Here is a 21727-nt window from a genome sequence, read left to right as displayed (position 1 = left end):
GAACAGTGCCATCAACGACCTCCACCTGAGCGTGTTCAAGGCAATCGCCAGCCCGGACTGGCAGGAATCCCCCGCTACCACCGTGGACGTGGCCCTCGCCAGCCGTTATTTCGAGCGCTTCGCGGACCACGGCGTTTCCGTGGCCCAGAAAGTCACCTACCTCGTGACCGGTGCCTGGCAGCCGAACGGCACCGAGCACAGCTGACAGCTGCGTTTGTGCCCAGCAAACGACGGCGGGCCGGTCACCTCGAGGTGACCGGCCCGCCGTCGTTTGCTGGGCACAAACGCAGCTGTCAGCTGTGCTCGGTGCCGTTCGGCTGCCAGGCACCGGTCACGAGGTAGGTGACTTTCTGGGCCACGGAAACGCCGTGGTCCGCGAAGCGCTCGAAATAACGGCTGGCGAGGGCCACGTCCACGGTGGTAGCGGGGGATTCCTGCCAGTCCGGGCTGGCGATTGCCTTGAACACGCTCAGGTGGAGGTCGTTGATGGCACTGTTCGCCTTCAGGATGTCGCGGGCAACTTCCAGGTTGCGGGTTTCCAGCAACACCGTCAGCTTGGCAGCGATCAGCTGGTCCAGTTCAGCCAGTTCCTTGAACGTATCGGTCATGGAGGCCGGGATCACCGTGGAGGGGAAGCGCAGCCGGGCCAACTGGGCGATGTGGCGGGCGAGGTCACCCATCCGCTCCAGCGACGCGCTCATGCGCAGCGAGCCCACCAGCATGCGGAGGTCGCTGGCAACCGGGCCCTGCAGGGCCAGGATGTCGATAGCGCGCTCGTCGAGGCTGTTCTGGAGGAAGTCGATCCGGGCGTCGGCTGCGATCACGTCCTGGGCCAAGTCCACGTCCGCCACCTGGAAAGACGTCGTTGCCTTTCCGATCGCTTCGCTGACCAGCTGTGAGATCTCGACGAGCTGCTCACCGACCTGGGCAAGTTCTTCCTGAAAAACCTTACGCACGTTGGCGTCCTTTCCTTGGAACCGCCCGCCGGCCTTGTCCGCCGGCGGGGGTTCGTGTCGCCGTTCGGCAGTCCAACTCCATACTCTGCCAGCGGCTGGTGAACGATTGGCACTCGGCAGATGAACGTTAGTTGAACCGTCTCCCTCGGAGGGTCTGATGCGGCAATACCGCATTTCCCACAGCATAAGCTGGGAACGTGGATCCTATGCTCATCGGTGTCATTGCAGGCCTCGTCGGCCTGTCGTTCGGCACTTTCGGCGTGCTTGCTTTCAGGGTCAGCGAAAAGCAGCGTCAACTGGTCGATATCGACGTCGACGAACTCGCACTGCCGGCGGGCGCAGCTGAGGTGCTGGCCGTCGTCGGGCGTGCCTTTGTGGTGGTGGATGCCGTGGACGGTGTGGTCAGGGCCAGCCCGGCGGCCTACGCCTATGGCCTGGTGCGCGGCCATACCGTGGTTCACAAGCCGTTGCTGGACATGACCGCCGGCGTCCGCCGCGACGGCGTGATTATCGAGAAACAGCTGGAGCTGCCCCGTGGCCCCCTCGGCCAGGGAACCATCATCGTGCAGGTGCGCGCAGCCATGCTCGGTGAGGAATACATTCTCCTGCTGGCCGACGACCGCACCGAAATCACCCGGACCGAAGAAATCCGCAACGACTTTGTGGCTAACGTGTCCCACGAGCTGAAAACTCCGGTGGGGGCGATCTCCCTCCTGGCCGAAGCGCTGGAGTCCTCGGCTGACGACGAGGACGCCGTGCGCCGTTTCGCCAAGCGCATGCACAAGGAGTCCGGCCGCCTGGCGGCGCTCGTCCAGGACATCATCGAGTTGTCCCGCCTGCAGGGAGCCAGTGTCACCCAGCAGGGAAGGCCCGTGGATATCAACACCGTCATCCATGAGGCCGTGGACCGGTCCCAGCTCCCCGCGGAAAGCAAAAACATCAAGATCGTCGTGGGCGGGCACGTGGACGGAAAGGTCTACGGGGACCCTGACCTGCTGGTCACGGCGCTGCGCAACCTGATTGACAACGCCATCCGGTACTCGCCGGAGAACACCCGGGTGGGGGTGGGGGTCCGTGCCAAGGAAGGACTCATCGCCATCTCAGTGACTGACCAGGGCGAAGGATTGTCCCCGGAGGACCAGGAGCGCGTGTTCGAGCGTTTCTATCGCGTGGACGCGGCACGTTCCCGGCACACCGGCGGAACAGGCCTTGGACTGAGCATCGTCAAGCACGTTGTCTCAAACCACGGTGGCGAGGTCACCCTGTGGTCCCAGCCCGGCCAAGGCTCCACCTTTACGCTGCGGCTTCCGGAAATGGAGGGGCAGGACGTCGAGGACGAACCGGCCTCCAGCCCGCCCTCTGCACGGTCGAAGCACCACGCCGCCCAGCACACCCATGAATCCCGCGCCGCCGGCGCACACGAACAAGGAGCTAGCGCTTGAGCAGGATCTTGATAGTTGAGGACGAAGAGTCGTTCAGCGACCCGCTGTCCTATTTGCTGGGCAAGGAAGGCTTCGAGGTGGAGGTCGTGGACAACGGCCTGGACGCCATCACCGAATTCGACCGTAACGGCGCCGACCTGGTTCTGCTGGACCTACAGCTCCCGGGCCTGTCCGGGACTGAAGTGTGCCGGCAGCTCCGGCAGCGGTCCGGTGTCCCGGTCATTATGCTGACCGCCAAGGATTCCGAGATCGACAAAGTAGTGGGCCTGGAGTTGGGCGCCGACGACTACGTGACCAAGCCGTATTCCTCCCGCGAGCTGGTAGCCAGGGTAAGGGCTGTGCTCCGCCGCCAGGGCGAACCGGAAGAGCTGATCTCCTCCACGGTTCAGGCTGGACCCGTCCGGATGGACATCGAGCGGCATGTGGTGAGCGTGGGCGGTGAACAGGTGCTGCTGCCCCTGAAGGAGTTCGAATTGCTCGAAATGCTGCTCCGGAACTCGGGGCGCGTCCTGACGCGTGGCCAACTCATCGACCGGGTCTGGGGCTCCGACTACGTCGGCGACACCAAGACCCTTGACGTCCATGTCAAGCGGCTGCGGAGCAAGATTGAGCCGGATCCGTCGGCGCCGCGGTTCCTGGTGACGGTCCGCGGCCTCGGCTACAAGTTCGAACCCTGAGCCGGCGGGCTGCCTAAGACCGGATGGACAGCGCCGGACGGACAGCGCCGGACGGACAAAGGAGGGGCTCCCCACGGGGAGCCCCTCCTTTGTGCGTTCGGGTTCCGGACCCGGAAAGTGCCTAGTGCGCTGCGGCCGCAGAGGAGGTCGACGGCGTCGGCGTCGGTGAGCTCGTTCCGGTGGGCTCGCTGCCGCCCGGGACATACTCCTTGTACTCTTCCAAGGTTGCGTCCAGGACGGGGACGTCGATGGTGTCGGTCACGTTGGTGCCGCTTTCGGTGACCTTGACCGGCACCAGGGAGCCGGCAATACCGCCGCTGGTGCTGAGGATCGCTTCGTCGGTCGAGTCGTTGAGCAGCGTGTAGGAGTTTGCCTTCACAGATACCTGCGTCTGCGAGCCTTCAGCACCGTTGACCGTCAGCTTGACGTCCTTTGACGACGAGTTGTACACCGCCCCGAGCAGGCGGCCGGGCTGGTCTTCGCCTGCAGAAACGATCAGGAAGTTCCGCAGCTGCAGGGGGCCCAGGTCCGCGCGGATGCCATCCGACGCGGAGTACTGGTGCGAAGTCTGCTGGGGGGTGATGTAGCCGCACCCGGTCACGGTCACCAGGCCGAGGCCCAGGGCAGCTGCCGCCATTGCCAGTTTGCCGCGCTGGGCCCGGTTCATCGCAGTGAAACGCACGTCACGTACTCCTCAAGAGTCTTGGAACATTATTCAGCCCATAGCCTATCCGCAAACCCGCCCAAACGCGGATTCCGGATGGTCACATTGCCCTTGGCAGCGCCCCTTCGATGCACTATTATCTGCATCCGTCAAGGGGTTCAAGGGGGTCGATTCTGCCCATTTTCCGCGTATTCATGCGGTTCCGGGCCCCTTTCGCGGCCAGTCATATGCCCGAATCGTGATAAACTGGTCTGCGGGAAAGGGGAATGTCCACATGGTATTTGAGGTCGGCGAGACAGTAGTTTACCCTCACCACGGTGCTGCAAAAATTGAAGAAATCAAGATGCGCACCGTCAAGGGCGAAGAGAAAATGTATCTCAAGCTCAAGGTGGCTCAGGGTGATCTGACCATTGAAGTTCCAGCAGAAAACGTTGACCTTGTTGGGGTCCGGGACGTAGTGGGCAAGGAAGGCCTGGAGCACGTATTTGATGTGCTCCGTGCCGAGTTCACTGAAGAGCCCACCAACTGGTCACGCAGATACAAGGCAAATCTGGAGAAGCTTGCTTCCGGTGACGTCATCAAGGTAGCTGAGGTCGTCCGCGACCTCTGGCGCCGAGATCACGATCGGGGCCTTTCCGCAGGTGAGAAGCGAATGCTGGCCAAGGCCCGGCAGATTCTGATTTCAGAATTGGCGCTGGCCGAAAAGACCGACGAAGAGAAGGCTGCCAGCGTTCTCGACGAGGTCCTGGCTTCCTAAGAATTGAACCCCGGTGGCACGCAAGTGTCGCCGGGGTTTCTTTTTGCCCGGATGCAGGTCCGGCCGGGGCTGCCCCCGGGGACGTAGGCTAGTCCGCATGAGTGAAACACCCAACCGCCTTGTCACCGCAGTGATCCTGGTGGCCGCAGGTTCAGGGCAGCGGCTCGGCTACGGCATGCCCAAAGCTGCCGTTCCGCTGGGCGGCGAACCCCTTCTGACCCATGCCCTGCGGGGCGTCGTCGCGTCCGGAATCAGCAGCCAGGTCTGTGTTGCCCTGCCGGCTGGGGACGACGGCCTCCGCCGGCTTTGCGAGGACTTCCGGGAGGAACTGGCCGACGGCGGTCCTGTCCTGACGATCGTTGACGGCGGCGCCACGCGTGCGGACTCCGTCCGGGCCGGCATCGCTGTCCTGATGGAAGGTATTGAGGCGGTCCTTGTGCACGATGCCGCGCGGGCGCTCACTCCCGAATCCGTCTTCCACCGGGTCGCTGACGCGTTGGCCGCCGGGGCCGCAGCGGTCATCCCCGCTATCCCGGTGGTGGACACCGTCAAGACGGTCGCAGCCACCACGGGCCAGGACAGCGCGTTGGCGCCGGAAATCGTCACTGGGACCGCGCCGCGGGAGGAACTCCGCGCGGTCCAAACGCCTCAGGGTTTCCAGCTCAGCACCCTCCTGAAGGCGCATGAGGCGTCCCGGGCTTTGGATGAGAAGCAGTCGGCAGCGGTCACGGACGACGCCATGCTCGTGGAAATGGTCGGCACGCAGGTCTTCGCCGTCCGTGGCTCAACCCAGTCACTGAAAATCACCACGCCTCTGGACCTGATCCTCGCCGAAGGGCTCCTGGAGGGGCCGCTGGGCACCCGCTGGGTGGAAGGCTGAACATGGGACAGGACAACATGATCCTGCCGCGCACTGGAATCGGGCTGGACGTGCATGCCTTCGCCCCCGCGGACAAACCCCGCCCATTGTGGCTGGGAGGTCTCCACTGGGAGGGTGAACGTGGCCTTGCAGGCCACTCTGATGGGGACCCCGTAGCCCACGCCGCGGCAGACGCACTGTTCTCGGCGGCTGGAATCGGAGACTTGGGAACCCACTTCGGAACGGACCGCCCCGAGTTTGCCGGCGCCTCCGGCGTAACGCTCCTTGCCGAGGCCGCCAGGATCGTGCGGGCTGCCGGTTTCGAGATCGGCAACGTCGCCGTGCAGTTTGTGGGCAACCGGCCCAAATTCGGGCCACGGCGGGAAGAATCCCAGCGCGTCCTGAGTGAAGCTGCTGGCGCTCCGGTCAGCGTCACGGCCACCACCAGCGACGGGCTGGGGTTCACTGGCAGGGGTGAGGGTATCTCGGCCATGGCCACCGCGCTGGTGTATCCCCTGGGTAACGTGCACTCTTCGGCTAATCTGGAGCGGTGACCCTGCGCTTTTACGACACAGCATCCGCCGAAGTCCGAGACTTCGTCCCCCTCGAACCGGGCAAGGCGAGCCTCTACTACTGCGGCGCTACCGTCCAGGGCATGCCCCATGTCGGACACATCCGCTCCGCCATTGCGTTCGACCAGCTCACCCGCTGGCTCACGTACCGCGGGTACCGCGTCACGGTTGTCAGGAATGTCACCGACATCGATGACAAGATCCTTGCCAAGTCTGAGGCGTCCTTCGCGCCGGGCTTTTCGCCCGAACCGGGGGAGCTGCGCGAGGAGGAGTGGTGGGCATTGGCCTACCGCTACGAGCAGGAGTTCCTCAAGGCCTACGACACCCTTGGCGTGTCCCGGCCAACGTATGAGCCGCGTGCCACCGGACACATTCCCGAGATGCATGTACTGATCCAGCAGTTGATCGACCGTGGCCACGCCTATCCCGCGCTGGATGACTCCGGCGACGTCTATTTCGACGTGCGATCCTGGGACCGGTATGGATCCTTGACCCGCCAGAACATCGATGACATGCAGGGCTCCCAGGATGCCGATCCGCGGGGAAAGAAAGACCCCCGCGACTTCGCCTTGTGGAAGGGCTCCAAAGAGGGAGAGCCGACGACGGCCAGCTGGGCCTCGCCCTGGGGCGCCGGCCGCCCTGGCTGGCACCTGGAATGCTCCGCCATGGTCACCAAATACCTCGGCACCGAGTTCGACATCCACGGAGGCGGGTTGGACCTGCGCTTCCCGCACCACGAGAACGAGATGGCCCAGTCCCAGGCAGCAGGCCACGGCTTTGCCAACTTCTGGATGCACAACGGCATGGTCACGTACCAGGGCGAAAAGATGTCCAAGTCCATCGGCAACACCGTCAGCCCTGCCGAGATGCTGCAACTGGCCCCGGCGCGCGTCGTCCGGTACTACCTGGGGCAGGCCCACTACCGCTCCGTGTTGGACTACCGGCCCACCTCCCTGGAGGAGGCTGCGGCCGCCGTCGAACGCATTGATGGATTTCAGGCCAAGGCTGCGGCAAAATACAGCGACTTCGGCGACGCAAAGTCTTCATCCTGGTCGCCCATCGATGAATTGTTCGAAGAGTTCGAAGCGGCCATGGATGATGACCTGAATATTCCGAGGGCTCTCGGCGCTCTACATCAGGTTGTCCGAGCCGGCAACGCCGCCTTGGCTGCCTCTGACGACGTCATTGCCCTCGCGGCCAAGCGCATGGTGAGCCTCATGACTGAAGTCCTGGGCCTGAACGCCGTTGCAGGCTCCGATGCAGGGGACAGCCGGGAAGCGGAGGCGCTCGGTGTGCTCGTTGAAGCCCAGCTCGTGGCCCGCGCCCAGGCCCGGGCCTCCAAGGACTGGGCAGCCTCGGACGCCATCCGGGACACGCTTAAGGCAGCCGGAATCGCCGTCGAGGACGGTCCCGACGGAGCCACCTGGAGCCTGCAGCGGGACTGAACCGGCGATTTTACTTGGTTCAGTAGACTGGTAGGCAGACTCAGTCAAACAATCAAGGGTGGAACACAATGGCCAACAATGGTCGCCGATCGGTTAAAGCGAAGAAGGGCCCAACCATCGGAACCGGTGGTCACGGCCGTAAGGCCCTCGAAGGCAAGGGCCCCACGCCCAAGGCGGAGGACCGCCCTTACCACAAGGCCCACAAGAGCAAGCAGTTGGCGGAGAGGTCGGCCGCCAAGCGTGGGACCGGCGCCCGCAGCGCCGGCGCGGCCCGGACCGGTCCCAAGGGACGGGCTACCGAAGAGGTCGTCACCGGCCGCAACTCCGTGGTGGAGGCGTTGCGTGCGGGCATCCCCGCCAAGGCACTGCACATCGCCATCCGGATCGAAATGGATGACCGCGTCAAGGAGTCCCTCAAGATCGCGGCCGAACGTGGCATCCCTTTGCTGGAAACCGGCAAGCCCGAACTGGACCGTATGACCGATGACGCAGTCCACCAGGGTCTGGTCCTTCAGATTCCGCCTTACGAGTACCAGGATGCGTATGACCTGGCGGAGGAAACAGTGAATCGCTGGAAGAAGGGCCACGTCGCTAACGCGCCGCTGTTTGTGGCCTTGGACGGCATTACCGATCCCCGCAACCTCGGCGCCATCATCCGCTCCGTTTCAGCCTTCAGCGGCCACGGCGTCATTGTCCCTGAACGCCGGTCCGTCGGCGTTACAGCCTCGGCCTGGAAGACCAGCGCCGGCGCGGCAGTCCGGGTTCCGGTGGCACGCGCCGCCAACCTGAACAGCGCCCTGAAGCAGTTCAAGAACATGGGCATCTTCGTCCTCGGGCTCGACGGTGACGGCGACGTTTCGCTGCCGGATCTCACCCTCGCGAAGGAACCGGTGTGCATCGTGGTCGGATCCGAAGGCAAGGGCCTTAGCCGCCTGGTCCGGGAAAACTGCGACCAGATCGTTTCCATCCCGATCGACTCCGCGATGGAATCGCTGAATGCCTCAATGGCCGTAGGCATTTCCCTTTACGAGGTTTCCCGGCAGCGCGCCACGAAGTAACACCGCAGCGTACGGAGGAAGGGTGGCGGCTGCTTAAGGGGGCACCGTCACATAACTGGAAGCACTGGCATTTTCGCGCCGGCGGCTAATATTTAGGTGATGGTTATGCCGCTTTTCGATACTGCTTCCACCATGGACGCCTCCACGGCGCGTCCCCTCGGTGTCAGCGTTCCGCGCCCGGACAACGGGGGCGGACATGTTCCGCAGTCCCGCGCGAACGTGGCCGTGTACGCGCCCGGCGTGGCCAGCCTGGAGATCGCGTACAAGGCGCCGGGCGGTGAATGGCAGCTCAAGGCGCTGCCGAACGTCACCCACGGCGTCCACCACGGCATCGTCGATGGTTTCCCCATCGGTTCGCGGTATGGGTTCCGGGCGACGTCCAAAGAGGAATCGTTGCCGCTCTCAGTCCCCACCCTTGACCTGGACGACGACGGCGGGCAGCCGCTGCTGCTCGATCCTTACGGCCGGGCGGTGGACCAGCGGGAGGGATTCCTGACTAACGTCAGGATGGCCGCCGATTTCGACTGGGGCAACGACGCACGCCCTCGGACCCACTGGCGGAACACGATCATTTACGAGGCCCATGTCCGCGGCCAGAGCATGCTTCACCCGGACGTGCCCGAGGAACTCCGTGGTACGTACGCCGGCATGGCGCACCCGGCCATCATTGAGCACCTCAAGAGCCTGGGGATCACTTCGGTCCAGCTCCTGCCCGTGCATTTCCACCTTGACGAACCCCACCTCCAGAACCTTGCCCTGACCAACTACTGGGGCTATAACACCGCCGCCTTCTTCGCGCCCCATCCCAGCTACGCCACCCAAGCCGCGCAGGAAGCCGGCCCGCAGGCCATCCAGGATGAGTTCAAGGGCATGGTCAAGCTGCTCCATGCAGCCGGGCTGGAAGTGATCCTGGATGTTGTCTACAACCACACGGCTGAGGGCGGGCCTGACCGGCCGGCGCTGAGCTTCCGTGGCCTAGGCGAGGACAAGTATTACCGGACGGACGGACACGGCAGGTATGTGGACACCACCGGCTGCGGAAACACCCTGAATTTTGGCGAACCCCGCGTGGTGCAGCTGGTGCTGGACTCCCTCCGGTACTGGGTGGACGAATTCCACATCGACGGCTTCCGGTTCGACCTTGCCGTAACGCTGTGCCGGAACGCGGCCAATGAATTTGATCCCCGGCACCCGTTCCTGGTGGCCATCGCGGCGGATCCTGTGTTGTCGGACGTGAAACTCATTGCCGAGCCGTGGGACGTGGGCTACGGGGGCTGGCAGACCGGGCGTTTCCCCGGCGGCTGGGTGGACTGGAACGACCACTTCCGGGACGGCGTGCGGTCTTTTTGGCTCGCTGACCGCGCCGCCATCGAAGCCGGCGGCCAAGGCGGTTCGGTGGCAAGGCTGGCCGACGCATTGTCCGGTTCTGCCGGGCTGTTTGAAGGGTCGGGGCGCTCCCGGCTGGCCTCGCTCAACTTCATCACGGCCCATGACGGCTTCACGCTCAATGACCTGGTCTCCTATGACCGCAAGCATAATGAAGCCAACGGTGAGCAGAACCGGGATGGCCACGGCGACAACCGCAGCTACAACCACGGTTTCGAGGGGCGCACTGAGAACGAGGCAATCCTGGCCGAGCGCGCGCAATCCCGGCGCAACCTGATGGCGTCCCTGATGATCTCCATGGGCGTGCCCATGATCACGGCAGGGGATGAGCTGGCCAGGACCCAGCAGGGGAACAACAACGCCTACTGCCAGGACAACCCGATCGCCTGGGTGGACTGGACCCGGACCCCTGAGTCCCATGAAATGCTGCGCAGCACAAAGAGGTACATCAGGCTGCGCAAGGAATTCCTGGCCAGCCAGCCCCACGACTTCCCTGTCCGGGATGAGCAGTCCTACCTCTTCTGGTTTGATCAGTCCGGGGAACCCATGTCCATGGACCGCTGGCATGACCCGCGGCACCGGACCATGCAACTCCTGCTCGGCTCGGACGACGGAACGCTGGCCGGGCTGGTGGTGGTCAACGGCAGCAACACTGACGTGAAGATCACCCTGCCCCAGGTCACCAATGACGACGGCACACCGCACAGGTTATTTGAGCTCAGGCTCACGACGTCCCCGCTGCATGAGTTGCGCCAGGGAAGCGTTGTGGCCTCGGGTGAATCGGATGTGGTCCAGGCGAACTCGATCAACATTTACCGCACGTAGTCAGCAGAAGGCAGCTAGGCAAACCATGAAGATCTATTCCGCTGACACCTGGAGCCTGGAAGAGCTGCAGGAGCAGGTTGCAGATGCCGGCCGTCGCAGCCTTGTGGTGCCGGCTGCCGACAGCAAGAAAGCCGTGCTTGAGACCTTCGGCGAAGTCCTGAACTTCCCGGAGCACGACGGCATCAATCTGGATGCCCTTAACGATTCGCTCCACGATTTTGCGGACAGCATCACGGACGACGGCCACTTGCCCGTCACCGTCCTGTGGCAGGTGGCCGCGCCATTCCGGGGCGACCGGTCCTTCGGCATCATCTGCGAGATCCTCCAGGACGCCGAAAGCTACGCCGGCAAAGACCTCAACGTCACGGCAGTGCTGCTCTGACCCAGCCGGCGCGTTCACCCGCCGGCTGGGTCAATGCAAATATCAGGCGTTGACGATCAGCCCCAGTTCCGCCTTGGAAGCCAGTGCCTCGTGCGTGGGCAGGACCCGGACCGTGTAGCCGAACGAGCCCGCCCGGTCAATGAGCAGTGACCCGCTGAACAGGTGCCGTCCGCCGCCGAGATCCTCCTGGGGTTTGAGCTCCATCACCGTGACGTCTGCAAGGGTGTCGTTCTCTTCGGCCCGTCCGTAGGCCACCTCCACCGAGACATCTTCAGGGGCGAGCGTATGGAGGGCCACATAGGCGTTGACCTGCAGGGTGTCGCCAATCTGCGGGTCTTCTGAAACGCCCACGGAATCCACGTGCTCCACATGGATCAGCGGCCAGGCGGCGCGGACCTCGGCAGTCCAGGCCGCCAGATCCCGGGCCTGGGCGTACGAATCCGTGACAGCCCTGCGGCCCGCTTCGGCTGCGGGCCGGTACAGCATGTTCACGTAGTCGCGCAGCATCCGTTCGGCCGACACAGCAGGGCCCAGGTGGGAGAGCGTGTGTTTGATCATGGACACCCAATGCGTGGGGACCTTTTCAGTGCCGGATTCCGAGGGGCCTGCAGCGCCGGCGCCTTCGGAAACAGTGTTGCCGTAGAAGCGCGGCGCCACCTGGGTCTCCAGCAGTTCATAGAGTGCGGCCGCCTCAATGTCGTCGCGTTCCTCGGGGGACGCGCCGTTGTTGGCGGTAGGGATCGCCCAGCCGTTTTCGCCGTCGTACATTTCGTCCCACCAGCCATCGAGCACTGAAAGGTTCAGCGAACCGTTGATGGCAGCCTTCATCCCGGATGTACCGCAGGCCTCCAAGGGCCGGAGGGGATTGTTGAGCCAGACGTCGCAGCCGGGGAACAGCGTGCGGGCCATGGCGATGTCGTAGTTGGGCAGGAAAGCGATCCGGTGCCGGACTTCAGGATCGTCGGTGAAGCGGACCAGTTCCTGGATCATCTTCTTGCCGGCGTCATCGGCCGGGTGGGACTTGCCGGCGATGACCAACTGGATGGGATGCTCCTTGTGCAGCAGCAGCGCCTTCAGCCGGTCTGGTTCGCGCAGCATCAGCGTCAGTCGCTTGTACGTGGGCACGCGGCGGGCAAAGCCGATCGTCAACACGTCGGGGTCCAGCACGCTGTCGGTCCAGCCGAGTTCGGCGTCGGCGGCCCCGCGCTTCTTCCAGGCAGCGCGGAGGCGGCGGCGGACGTCCTCCACCAGCGCCGCACGCATCGCACGGCGCAGGGCCCAGACGTCGGCGTCGCTGACGTTGTATGCCAAGTCCCACCGGCCGTTGGCCTCAGCCTCCGTGCCGAACTGCTCCCTGGCCAGTTTGGAGATCCGGCCGTCCACCCAGGTGGGCACATGCACGCCGTTCGTCACCGACGTAATGGGCACCTCGGAGTGGTCGAACCCCGGCCAGAGGGCGGAGAACATGCCGCGGGACACTTCGCCATGGAGCTTGGCAACGCCATTGGCCCGCTGCGCGAGCCGCAGCCCCATCACTGCCATGTTGAACACCGACGGGTTGCCGTCGGCGTAGTTCTCGCGGCCCAGCTCAAGGATCCTGTCCACCGGTACCGCCGGAGCGAGCCCGGCCTGGAAGAAGTGCTGGATCTGCGAAACCTCGAACCGGTCGATGCCGGCCGGGACCGGCGTGTGGGTGGTGAAAACCGTGGAGGCGCGGCCGGCCGCCAGGGCTTCTTCAAAGCTCAGCGCGTCCTCGCCGGACATCAGTTCCTGGATGCGTTCAATTCCGAGGAATCCTGCGTGGCCTTCGTTGGTGTGGAACACTTCCGGGGCGTCACGGCCCGTGAGGCGCTGGTATGCCCGCAGCGCCTTCACGCCTCCCATGCCCAGGAGGAGTTCCTGCTGGAGCCGGTGGTCCCCGCCCCCGCCGTACAGGCGGTCGGTGATCCCGCGCGCGGCGTCGTCGTTGCCGGGAACGTTTGAGTCCAGGAGCAGGAGGGGAACGCGTCCGACGTCGGCACGCCAGATGTGTGCCAGCAGCCGCCGGCCGTTGGGGAGCGGGAGAGAGATCTGGAGGGGGCGGCCGTTACCGTCATCCGATGGTTCGCGCAGCAGGGTCAGCGGCAGTCCGTCAGGATCCAGTACCGGATACGTCTCTTGCTGCCAGGCGTCGCGCGAGAGTGACTGCTTGAAGTACCCGGCCTGGTACAGCAGGCCAACACCGATCAGGGGGACGCCAAGGTCCGAGGCCGCCTTCAAGTGGTCGCCGGCCAGGATGCCGAGGCCTCCCGAGTACTGCGGGAGCACCTCGGTGATACCGAACTCCGGCGAAAAGTAGGCGATGGAGGTTGGAGCGTCGGATCCCAAGCCCTGGTACCAGCGTGGTTCCTCGAGGTACCGGTCGAGGTCCTCCTCGGCGGCGCGTACGCGCTCCACCACTGACTGGTCTGCCGCCAGGCGCTGGAACTCTTCGCGGCTTACCAGCCCGAGGAAACTCACGGGATCCTGGCCGCTTTCCTCCCAGACCTTGGGGTGCAGGCCCGCGAAAAGTTCGCGGGTGGGCCGGTGCCAGGACCAGCGCAGGTTGGTAGCCAACCGGGCCAGCGGCCTGATCGGTTCAGGGAGAACGGTTCGGACGGTAAATCTGCGGATTGCCTTCACCTGCGCCACACTAATCGACAACATGGGCGGCCGGAACAGCTTTAGCTTTCTTTTAGGTAAATGACAGATGAGGCCCCGGAAAAGTCGAATCGCCCACGTGAAAAACTGCGCAGGCTTAGCAATCTCGGTGATTTCTCGCTAACGTCGAGCCTGTGACGACTAAATCAGGTACCAGTGCAGCAGCAAAGCAAAAGCCGAAGGGCCGAATCACTGACGGTCTGCGGTTTGGCCGTTTTCCCATCACCGACGTGCAGCCCGTGGTGGAGGGAGGAAAGTTTCCCGCCAAGGCGTTGCCGGGCGAAGGAATCGTGGTGGGAGCCACTGCATTCCGTGAAGGCCATGACATGCTCGGAGTCAGCGCCGTCCTCCTGGACCCCAAGGGCAAGGAACGCCAGCGGGTCAGGCTCGCAGCCCCGCGTGGGGAACGCGGAATGGGGACGGACCGCTGGGAAGGTATCCTCACGCCGTCGGGCACGGGAAACTGGACTTTCCTCATCGAGGCCTGGCATGACCGCTATGGAACATGGCATCACAACGCCGAAGTGAAGGTTGCGGCCGGGATCGACGTCGAGCTGATGCTGGCAGAGGGAGCGGCGTTGCTATCGGAAGCCGCCGAGGAATCCTTCCGCAACGCGTCCGACCGCCGGACCCTGCGGATGGCCGCTTCCATGCTGGCCAACGCATCCCTCACCGACGAGGAGCGGCTGGCCGCCGGCTTCAGCCCGGAAGTTATGGCCGTCGTTGACCGCCAACCGATCCGTGAACTGGTTGCCGTGTCCGAGCAGTACCCCCTGTTCGTCGAACGCGACCTCGCCGGCCGCGGCGCCTGGTACGAATTCTTCCCGCGTTCGGAGGGCGCCGTCCGGGATCACTCCACGGGTGCCTGGACCTCGGGCAATTTCCGGACCGCTGCCAAGCGGCTGGACGCCGTGGCCGCCATGGGCTTTGACGTGCTCTACATGCCGCCCATCCACCCGATCGGTGTGCAGCACCGGAAGGGGCCCAACAACACCCTGATCGCCGGGCCCCACGACCCCGGCTCGCCCTGGGCCATCGGCGCCAAGGAAGGTGGCCACGATGCTATCCACCCGGACCTGGGTACCTTCGAGGACTTTGATGCCTTCGTCGCCCGGGCCAACGAACTCGGGCTGGAAGTTGCGCTGGACCTGGCCCTCCAGGCCGCCCCTGACCACCCCTGGGTGGAAAGCAATCCGGAATGGTTCACCACGCGTGTGGACGGCAGCATTGCCTATGCAGAAAACCCGCCCAAAAAATACCAGGATATTTATCCCCTGAATTTCGACAATGACCCGGAGGGCCTGTCAAAGGAAATCCTCCGGATTGTGCTGCTGTGGGTCAGCCACGGCGTCAAGATTTTCCGCGTGGATAATCCGCATACCAAGCCCGTCTGGTTCTGGGAATGGCTCATTGCCCAAGTCAACAAAAAGGCCCCCGGTGTGGTGTTCCTCGCCGAGGCCTTCACCAGGCCGGCGATGATGCACGCGCTGGGCCGGGCAGGATTCCAGCAGTCCTACACCTACTTCACCTGGCGGAACACCAAGAAGGAACTCGAAAGCTACTTCACCGAAGTCAGCCATGAGTCGGCCGCCTTCTTCCGGCCCAACTTTTTCGTCAACACCCCGGACATCCTGACGGAGTACCTCCAGTACGGCGGCCCGGCGGCCTTCAAGATCCGCGCGGCCCTGGCTTCCACTGCCAGCCCGCTGTGGGGTGTCTACGCCGGTTACGAACTGTATGAACACGTCGCCCGGCCCGGCGCTGAGGAGTACATCGACAACGAAAAGTTCGAGTACAAGGCACGCGACTGGGACGCCGCTGCGGAATCAGGGCGCACGCTCGCGCCCTACATCACCCGGCTCAACGCCATCCGGCACGCCCATCCGGCGCTGCAGGACCTGCAGAACCTGACGGTGCATCACAGCACTGATGACGCCACGGTGGTGTACTCCAAGCACAAGACCCTCCCGGACGGCACCAAGGACACCATCATCGTGGTAGTCAACGTAGATCCGCACGGAACCAGGGAAAGCACCGTCTCCCTGGACTTGGCAGCGCTGGAGCTCGATCCGGAGGACCTGTCGCCCAACGGCGGCTTCCGGGTGGAGGACCTCATTACCGGTGAAACCTGGGAATGGGGCGAATACAACTACGTCCGCCTGGACTCGCACGTCGAGCCCGCACACATCTTGAGCGTGAGGAGAATGCATCAGTGAGTTTTAACCCGCAAGGATCCGGCCAGCATTTTACTCCTAAGAGCACGTTCGAGCTGAACGCGCCAGGACTTCAACACGACCCGCATTGGTACCGGAAGGCCGTGTTCTATGAAGTGCTGGTCAGGGCCTTTGCGGATGCGAACGGCGATGGGTCCGGTGACTTCAGCGGCCTGATCGACAGGCTTGACTACCTGCAGTGGCTCGGAGTGGACTGCCTGTGGCTGCCGCCGTTCTTCCAGTCCCCGTTGCGCGATGGCGGCTACGACATCTCGGACTACAACTCCGTGTTGGATGAATTTGGCACCATCAGCGACTTCAAACGCCTGGTGGCCGAAGCACATGCCCGTGGCGTACGGGTCATTATCGACCTCCCGCTGAACCACACATCGGACCAGCACCCCTGGTTCCAGGAATCACGCAAGGATCCCGACGGCCCGTTCGGCGACTTCTACGTCTGGAGCGATACCGACGAAAAGTACCAGGATGCGCGCATCATCTTTGTGGACACGGAGGAATCCAACTGGACCTTCGACCCCATCCGGCGGCAGTTTTTCTGGCATCGCTTCTTCAGCCACCAGCCCGACCTGAACTTCGAAAATCCCAAGGTTATCGAAGCGCTGTTCGACGTGGTCCGGTTCTGGCTGGACCAGGGTATTGACGGTTTCCGCGCCGACGCCATTCCCTACCTCTTCGAAGAGGAGGGCACCAACTGCGAGAACTTGCCGGCCACGCACGACTTCCTGCGGAAGCTGCGGAGAATGGTCGACGAGAGCTACCCGGGCCGTGTCATCATCGCCGAGGCCAACCAGCCGCCCAACGAAGTGGTGGAGTATTTCGGTACGGAGGAAGAACCCGAATGCCACATGGCGTTCCACTTCCCCATCATGCCCCGCCTCTATTACGCGCTCCGGGACCAGAAGGCCGCACCCATCATCGCGACCATGCACGACACCCCCGAGATCCCGGACGGGGCACAGTGGGGGACGTTCCTGCGCAACCACGATGAACTGACCCTCGAAATGGTCACCGCGGACGAGCGCGCCGCAATGCTCGGGTGGTACGCGCCGGACCCGCGCATGCGGGCAAACATTGGTATCCGGCGCCGGCTGGCACCGTTGCTGGACAACTCCCGGGCGGAGATCGAACTGATCAACGCGCTCCTGTTGTCCTTGCCTGGAAGCCCGTTCCTGTACTACGGGGACGAGATCGGCATGGGGGACAACATCTGGCTCGAGGACCGCGACGCAGTCCGCACGCCGATGCAGTGGAACCCGGACCGTAACGCGGGATTCTCCAACGCCGACCCCGGGAAGCTTTATCTACCGGTGATCCAGTCGCTTGTGTATAACTACAGCATGGCCAACGTCGAGGCGGAGGCAGCCCATTCGGGATCCTTGCTCCGCTGGACGCGGCAAATCCTCAGCGTCCGTAAGAACCACCCAGCCTTCGGACTGGGGGCGTTCAAGCACGTTGAGGCCGATCACGATGCCGTGGTGGCCTACCTACGGGAACTCTCGGACGACAACACCGCGGGGGAGGACGGCGAGACGATTCTCTGCGCCTTCAACCTCTCCCAGCATCCGGTGGCTACGAAACTCCGTGTTCCCCAGTTTGCGGGCCGCGGCCTCCGCGATGTTTTCGGCGGACAGCCCTTCCCCGGAGTCGATGGGGACGGCACGCTGACGTTGACGCTCGGCAGCCACGATTTCTTCTGGCTGCGGATCCGTTCGGCAGCCTCTAACCCGGCTTCGCCTTATACGCAAGCGCTCCCAATCCTGTCCATCGAGAACTGATATGAGCGAGCCGATCCTCACCCCGGCCCTGGCTGCGCTGCTGCAGGAATGGCTCCCGCGCCAACGCTGGTTCCCGGTCAAGACAGCCGACTTCTCATTGGAACAGGTGGGCGGCCTTGGCTTGGCAGACCGCTCAGCGATGGCCCGGCTGGAGGTTTTCCTCCTGGCTGTCACGTCGGCAACGGCCGACGGCGGACGGCGGACCGATGTGCTCCAGGTTCCGCTGAGCCGGCGTGCAGGGCAGGCCGGCGAACTGGAGCGCGCGCTGGTTGGCCATGACGCCGCGGACGATGAATGGCCCTGGGTATACGATGCCGTTCACGATCCTGACTTTGTCGCCGCCTGGCTGGAACTGATCCGTACCGCCAGCGCAGCAATTGCAGGGAATGCGGCCGGCTACCGGTCGCCGTCCGACTACCGTCTGCCCACGGCACACGGCGTAGTGAAAGTGCTGTCCGGGGAACAGTCCAACAGTTCAGTGATCGTGGACGACGGCGAGTCGGCGGCGATCGTGAAATTCTTCCGCGTGCTGTCCAACGGAGCAAACCCCGAAGTCGAAGTGGGGGCGGCACTGACTGCTGCCGGCACCTCAGAGGTTCCCGCCACCTTGGGCTGGGTCCGCGGCGAATGGAATGTCCCCGGGGCAAACTCCTATTCTGTGGCCCACGGTGAACTTGCCGTCGCGCACGAGTTCCTCGCCGGCGGACGGGACGCCTGGCGGCTCGCCGTGGACGCTGCCCGCACCGGAACAGACTTCACCGCTGAGGCCCATGCCCTGGGAGCCGCGACGGCAACTGTCCACCGCCGCCTCGCGGAGGCCTTGGGCGTGTCTGAAGAAGCGGTCCCGGGCGCGGTCATCGCACCCGGAGTAGCCGAACGCGTCCGGAAGACGTGGACGGAGGCTGGCGCCGCCGTCGGGCCTTATGACCGGGAACTCGACGCCCTGCTGAGCGCGCTCGACGGCGTTCCCGCAGGTCCGCTGCAACGGATCCACGGCGATCTCCACCTTGGCCAGATCCTCCAGGTGCCCGGACGCGGCGGAGCTGCGCGGTGGGCGATTTTGGACTTTGAGGGCGAACCCCTCCGGCCCATCGCCGAACGCAATTTTCCGGATGTCCCGCTGCGCGATGTCGTAGGGATGCTCCGCTCGTTCGACTACGCGGCGGGGGCCGCCGAACGCGAACAGGAAGGCGCGCTCGTACCGGAATCGTGGGTGGAGGACTGCGCGGAAGCATTCCTCACCGGCTACACATCTGTCACACCCGGCACCATCGACCGCCATTCGCCCCTGTTTGTGGCATTGTGGCTGGACAAAGCGCTGTATGAAGTTGTTTATGAATTGCGGAACAGGCCGGACTGGCTGGCGATTCCAGCTAACGCCTCCAGGCGGCTGCTCAGCGGTAAAGGCTCCGGCGATCAGGCCGGGGCGGCATCGGAAGGTAACAAAATGACAGGCTCAGCACGTACCGATCGGCCCCGGGTGCCCCTCCATGTGGACCCGGACACCCTGGGCAGGGTAGCCAACGGGGAGCACCACGCGCCGCACTCCATCCTGGGTGCCCATCTGGATGACCACGGGCATGTGACAGTCCGGACGATCAAGCACTTGGCTGAAGCCGTGTCCGTGGTGACAGCATCCGGCGCCGTGCCCATGGCCCACGAGGCCCACGGCGTCTGGGTTGCCGTTCTCGAACCGGAGCAGCCGGGCCATGTGCCGGACTACCGGCTCGAAGTGACATACCCGGGCGCGGCTCCGCTCACGATGGACGAACCGTACCGTTACCTGCCAACTGTGGGGGAAGTGGACCTGCACCTTATCGGCGAGGGCCGGCACGAGAAACTCTGGGAGGTGCTGGGCGCCCATGTCCAGCACTACAAATCCCCACTGGGTGACGTTGACGGCGTATCTTTCGCCGTGTGGGCCCCGAACGCCCAGGCTGTCCGCGTCAAGGGCGACTTCAACGCCTGGGACGGCCGCGAAAACTCCCTGCGGTCCCTCGGCTCCTCGGGAGTCTGGGAAGTGTTTCTTCCCGGCGTTTTAGCAGGGGCGTGCTACAAATTCGAAATTAAGACCAAGGCCGGACACTGGGTGGAAAAGGCTGATCCGCTGGCCTTTGGCACGGAGGTCCCGCCGCTGACGGCCTCCCGCGTAGTGGAACCTTCCTATGCGTTCAAGGACGCCGAATGGATGGAGGCCCGCGCGCAGCGGGACCCGCACAATTCGCCCATGAGCGTCTACGAAGTCCACCTTGGCTCCTGGCGGCTTGGCCTCGGCTACCGTGAGCTGGCCAAGGAACTGGTGGAGTACGTCAAGTGGCTCGGGTTCACCCACGTTGAGTTCATGCCGGTGGCAGAACACCCGTTCGGAGGGTCCTGGGGCTACCAGGTCACGTCCTACTTTGCCCCCACTTCGCGGTTCGGACACCCGGACGAGTTCCGTTTCCTGGTGGATACGCTGCACCAGGCCGGCATCGGTGTGCTCCTGGACTGGGTACCTGCCCACTTCCCCAAGGATGCCTGGGCGCTGGCGCAGTTCGACGGCGAACCCCTGTACGAGCACGCCGACCCCAACCTGGGCGAACACCCCGACTGGGGAACACTGATCTTCGACTTCGGCCGCACCGAGGTCCGGAACTTCCTGGTGGCCAATGCGCTGTACTGGCTGGACGAATTCCACATCGATGGCCTTCGCGTGGACGCCGTGGCTTCCATGCTGTACCTGGACTACTCCCGCGAAGACGGACAGTGGCAGCCCAACCGCTTCGGCGGGCGCGAAAACCTTGAAGCGATCTCGTTCCTTCAGGAAGTCAACGCCACGGTGTACAAGACCCACCCGGGCGCAGTCATGATTGCAGAGGAATCAACGGCATTCCCCGGCGTGACCGCGCCTACCAGCCACAGCGGCCTCGGATTCGGCCTCAAATGGAACATGGGGTGGATGCACGATTCCCTCAAGTACGCCTCCGAAGACCCGGTCAACCGCAAGTGGCACCACGGGACGGTGACCTTCTCGCTGGTCTACGCGTTCACGGAGAACTTCCTGCTGCCCATCAGCCACGATGAAGTAGTGCACGGCAAGGGTTCGATGCTCCGGAAGATGCCGGGCGACCGGTGGCAGCAGCTGGCCAACCTGCGGACCTTCCTCGCCTACCAGTGGGCCCATCCGGGCAAGCAGCTCATCTTCATGGGCACAGAATTCGGCCAGGAGGCCGAATGGTCTGAACAGCACGGCCTGGACTGGTGGCTTGCCGACATTCCGGCCCACCGTGGCGTGCAGCTCCTGACCAAGGACCTGAACGAGCTGTACAGTTCAACGCCCCCGCTGTACGAAAGGGACAACGAACCCGGCGGTTTCCAGTGGATCAATGGCGGGGACGCGGACCGCAACGTCCTGAGCTTCGTCCGGTGGGACAAGAACGGCAATCCGCTGGTTGTCGCCATCAACTTCTCCGGTGGTCCCCACGTGGGCTTTACCCTGGGTGTCCCGTCAAAGGGTGCTTGGCGGGAAGTCCTGAACACGGACTCTCCGGCCTACGGGGGATCGGGTGTGCTCAACGCCGGAGAGCTGAAGGCCAGCGCTGAGCCACTGGACGGTCAGCCGGCAACGTTGACTGTCACTCTTCCGCCGCTGGGGGCCGCCTATTTCAAGCCCGGTGCCGCAGCGGACGTGTGAGCTAGCGGACACTTTTGACCGCTGAAAAAGCCCGGAATCCTTGAGATTCCGGGCTTTTTAGCACCCCGAAGGTTCTGCCGGAGGGCCCGTCCCTAGGGATGGTTGGCCATCCCGGCAAAGTGGTGGTAGAGTTTATTTCCGCGCTGCTCCACGGAGTCAGACCGAAAAAACCGACACGAAAGCCTCAGGCTGATGAAGGTCGCGGACGCCGGTTTGACAAGATGGAAGACAGCCGGTAAGTTTGAAAAGTTGCTCCGGAGCGATCCATGGCTGTTGTTTGGTTGTGGTGGTGCCGGGTGTGTCTGTTGTTTGAGAACTCAATAGTGTGCCAAGTTTGTTGATA

At 63.9% G+C, this 21727-nt stretch carries 16 protein-coding genes and 1 pseudogene; 13 read left to right on the top strand and 4 right to left on the bottom strand.

The features are described 5' to 3' along the window. Window positions 1–205 (top strand): annotated as a pseudogene (locus ACLKOZ_RS08450) (phosphate signaling complex protein PhoU); the annotation flags it as partial. Between the two features lie 88 nt (window positions 206–293). On the opposite strand, the gene phoU reads toward ACLKOZ_RS08450, so the two are convergent. Continuing rightward, complete coding sequence (gene phoU, locus ACLKOZ_RS08445; protein WP_337351951.1) at window positions 294–956, bottom strand: phosphate signaling complex protein PhoU; 663 nt, start codon at window positions 954–956, stop codon at window positions 294–296. A gap of 206 nt (window positions 957–1162) precedes the next feature. On the opposite strand from phoU, the gene ACLKOZ_RS08440 reads away from it, so the two are divergent. Continuing rightward, window positions 1163–2398 carry a sensor histidine kinase gene (locus ACLKOZ_RS08440; protein WP_436474311.1) on the top strand — a complete coding sequence of 412 codons (1236 nt, stop codon included), beginning with the start codon at window positions 1163–1165 and terminating at the stop codon, window positions 2396–2398. Beyond that, window positions 2395–3075 (top strand): response regulator transcription factor, encoded by a 681-nt coding sequence (locus tag ACLKOZ_RS08435; protein WP_337348096.1) that lies wholly within the window; start codon window positions 2395–2397, stop codon window positions 3073–3075. Before ACLKOZ_RS08440 ends, ACLKOZ_RS08435 begins: the two co-directional genes overlap by 4 nt. A gap of 121 nt (window positions 3076–3196) precedes the next feature. On the opposite strand, the gene ACLKOZ_RS08430 is transcribed toward ACLKOZ_RS08435, so the two are convergent. Beyond that, window positions 3197–3742, bottom strand: coding sequence for a hypothetical protein (locus ACLKOZ_RS08430; protein ID WP_436474309.1), 546 nt, complete (start codon window positions 3740–3742; stop codon window positions 3197–3199). A 271-nt stretch (window positions 3743–4013) separates the two neighbouring features. Between ACLKOZ_RS08430 and ACLKOZ_RS08425 the strand changes: the two genes are divergently transcribed. The 7 genes from ACLKOZ_RS08425 to ACLKOZ_RS08395 all read left to right on the top strand — a co-directional run bounded on the left by ACLKOZ_RS08425 (window position 4014) and on the right by ACLKOZ_RS08395 (window position 11023). Continuing rightward, a complete protein-coding gene (locus ACLKOZ_RS08425; protein WP_026266570.1) occupies window positions 4014–4496 on the top strand; it encodes a CarD family transcriptional regulator in 483 nt (160 codons plus the stop codon). Window positions 4497–4593: 97 nt separating this feature from the next. Continuing rightward, on the top strand, window positions 4594–5376 hold the full coding sequence (ispD, locus tag ACLKOZ_RS08420; RefSeq protein ID WP_436474306.1) for a 2-C-methyl-D-erythritol 4-phosphate cytidylyltransferase: 783 nt from the start codon (window positions 4594–4596) through the stop codon (window positions 5374–5376). 2 nt (window positions 5377–5378) lie between these two features. Then, window positions 5379–5909 carry a 2-C-methyl-D-erythritol 2,4-cyclodiphosphate synthase gene (gene ispF / locus ACLKOZ_RS08415; protein ID WP_337348098.1) on the top strand — a complete coding sequence of 177 codons (531 nt, stop codon included), beginning with the start codon at window positions 5379–5381 and terminating at the stop codon, window positions 5907–5909. After that, a complete protein-coding gene (cysS, locus tag ACLKOZ_RS08410; protein WP_436474303.1) occupies window positions 5906–7372 on the top strand; it encodes a cysteine--tRNA ligase in 1467 nt (488 codons plus the stop codon). Before ispF ends, cysS begins: the two co-directional genes overlap by 4 nt. Before the next feature lie 68 nt (window positions 7373–7440). Continuing rightward, window positions 7441–8430, top strand: coding sequence for a 23S rRNA (guanosine(2251)-2'-O)-methyltransferase RlmB (rlmB, locus tag ACLKOZ_RS08405; RefSeq protein WP_436474301.1), 990 nt, complete (start codon window positions 7441–7443; stop codon window positions 8428–8430). A 99-nt stretch (window positions 8431–8529) separates the two neighbouring features. Next, window positions 8530–10641 (top strand): glycogen debranching protein GlgX, encoded by a 2112-nt coding sequence (gene glgX, locus ACLKOZ_RS08400; RefSeq protein WP_436474299.1) that lies wholly within the window; start codon window positions 8530–8532, stop codon window positions 10639–10641. Window positions 10642–10666: 25 nt separating this feature from the next. Next, window positions 10667–11023 carry a barstar family protein gene (locus ACLKOZ_RS08395; RefSeq protein ID WP_436474297.1) on the top strand — a complete coding sequence of 119 codons (357 nt, stop codon included), beginning with the start codon at window positions 10667–10669 and terminating at the stop codon, window positions 11021–11023. A 42-nt stretch (window positions 11024–11065) separates the two neighbouring features. On the opposite strand, the gene glgP is transcribed toward ACLKOZ_RS08395, so the two are convergent. Next, entirely contained in the window at window positions 11066–13684 is a 2619-nt protein-coding gene (gene glgP / locus ACLKOZ_RS08390) for an alpha-glucan family phosphorylase (RefSeq protein ID WP_436474295.1), read from the bottom strand. A gap of 152 nt (window positions 13685–13836) precedes the next feature. On the opposite strand from glgP, the gene ACLKOZ_RS08385 reads away from it, so the two are divergent. The 3 genes from ACLKOZ_RS08385 to ACLKOZ_RS08375 are packed head-to-tail and all read left to right on the top strand — an operon-like array spanning window position 13837 to window position 21384. Beyond that, window positions 13837–15918, top strand: coding sequence for an alpha-1,4-glucan--maltose-1-phosphate maltosyltransferase (locus tag ACLKOZ_RS08385; protein ID WP_436474293.1), 2082 nt, complete (start codon window positions 13837–13839; stop codon window positions 15916–15918). Then, complete coding sequence (gene treS / locus ACLKOZ_RS08380; RefSeq protein ID WP_436474291.1) at window positions 15915–17711, top strand: maltose alpha-D-glucosyltransferase; 1797 nt, start codon at window positions 15915–15917, stop codon at window positions 17709–17711. The genes ACLKOZ_RS08385 and treS overlap by 4 nt, the downstream gene beginning before the upstream one ends. Before the next feature lies 1 nt (window position 17712). Next, the gene (locus ACLKOZ_RS08375) at window positions 17713–21384 is read left to right on the top strand and encodes a 1,4-alpha-glucan branching enzyme (RefSeq protein WP_436474289.1); all 3672 of its coding nucleotides are present in this window, start codon (window positions 17713–17715) and stop codon (window positions 21382–21384) included. Window positions 21385–21540: 156 nt separating this feature from the next. Here ACLKOZ_RS08375 and ACLKOZ_RS08370 read toward each other — a convergent pair. Then, window positions 21541–21727: hypothetical protein (locus ACLKOZ_RS08370; RefSeq protein WP_436474286.1), on the bottom strand; the 187-nt coding region annotated here is incomplete at its 5' end.

Origin of the sequence: Arthrobacter sp. R4 (genome assembly GCF_051365025.1) — a bacterium.
In the GTDB taxonomy this organism is placed as follows: domain Bacteria; phylum Actinomycetota; class Actinomycetes; order Actinomycetales; family Micrococcaceae; genus Arthrobacter.
The sequence above is the reverse complement of the archived record's forward strand: the minus strand, read 5'-3'. Positions and strand labels throughout refer to the sequence as shown.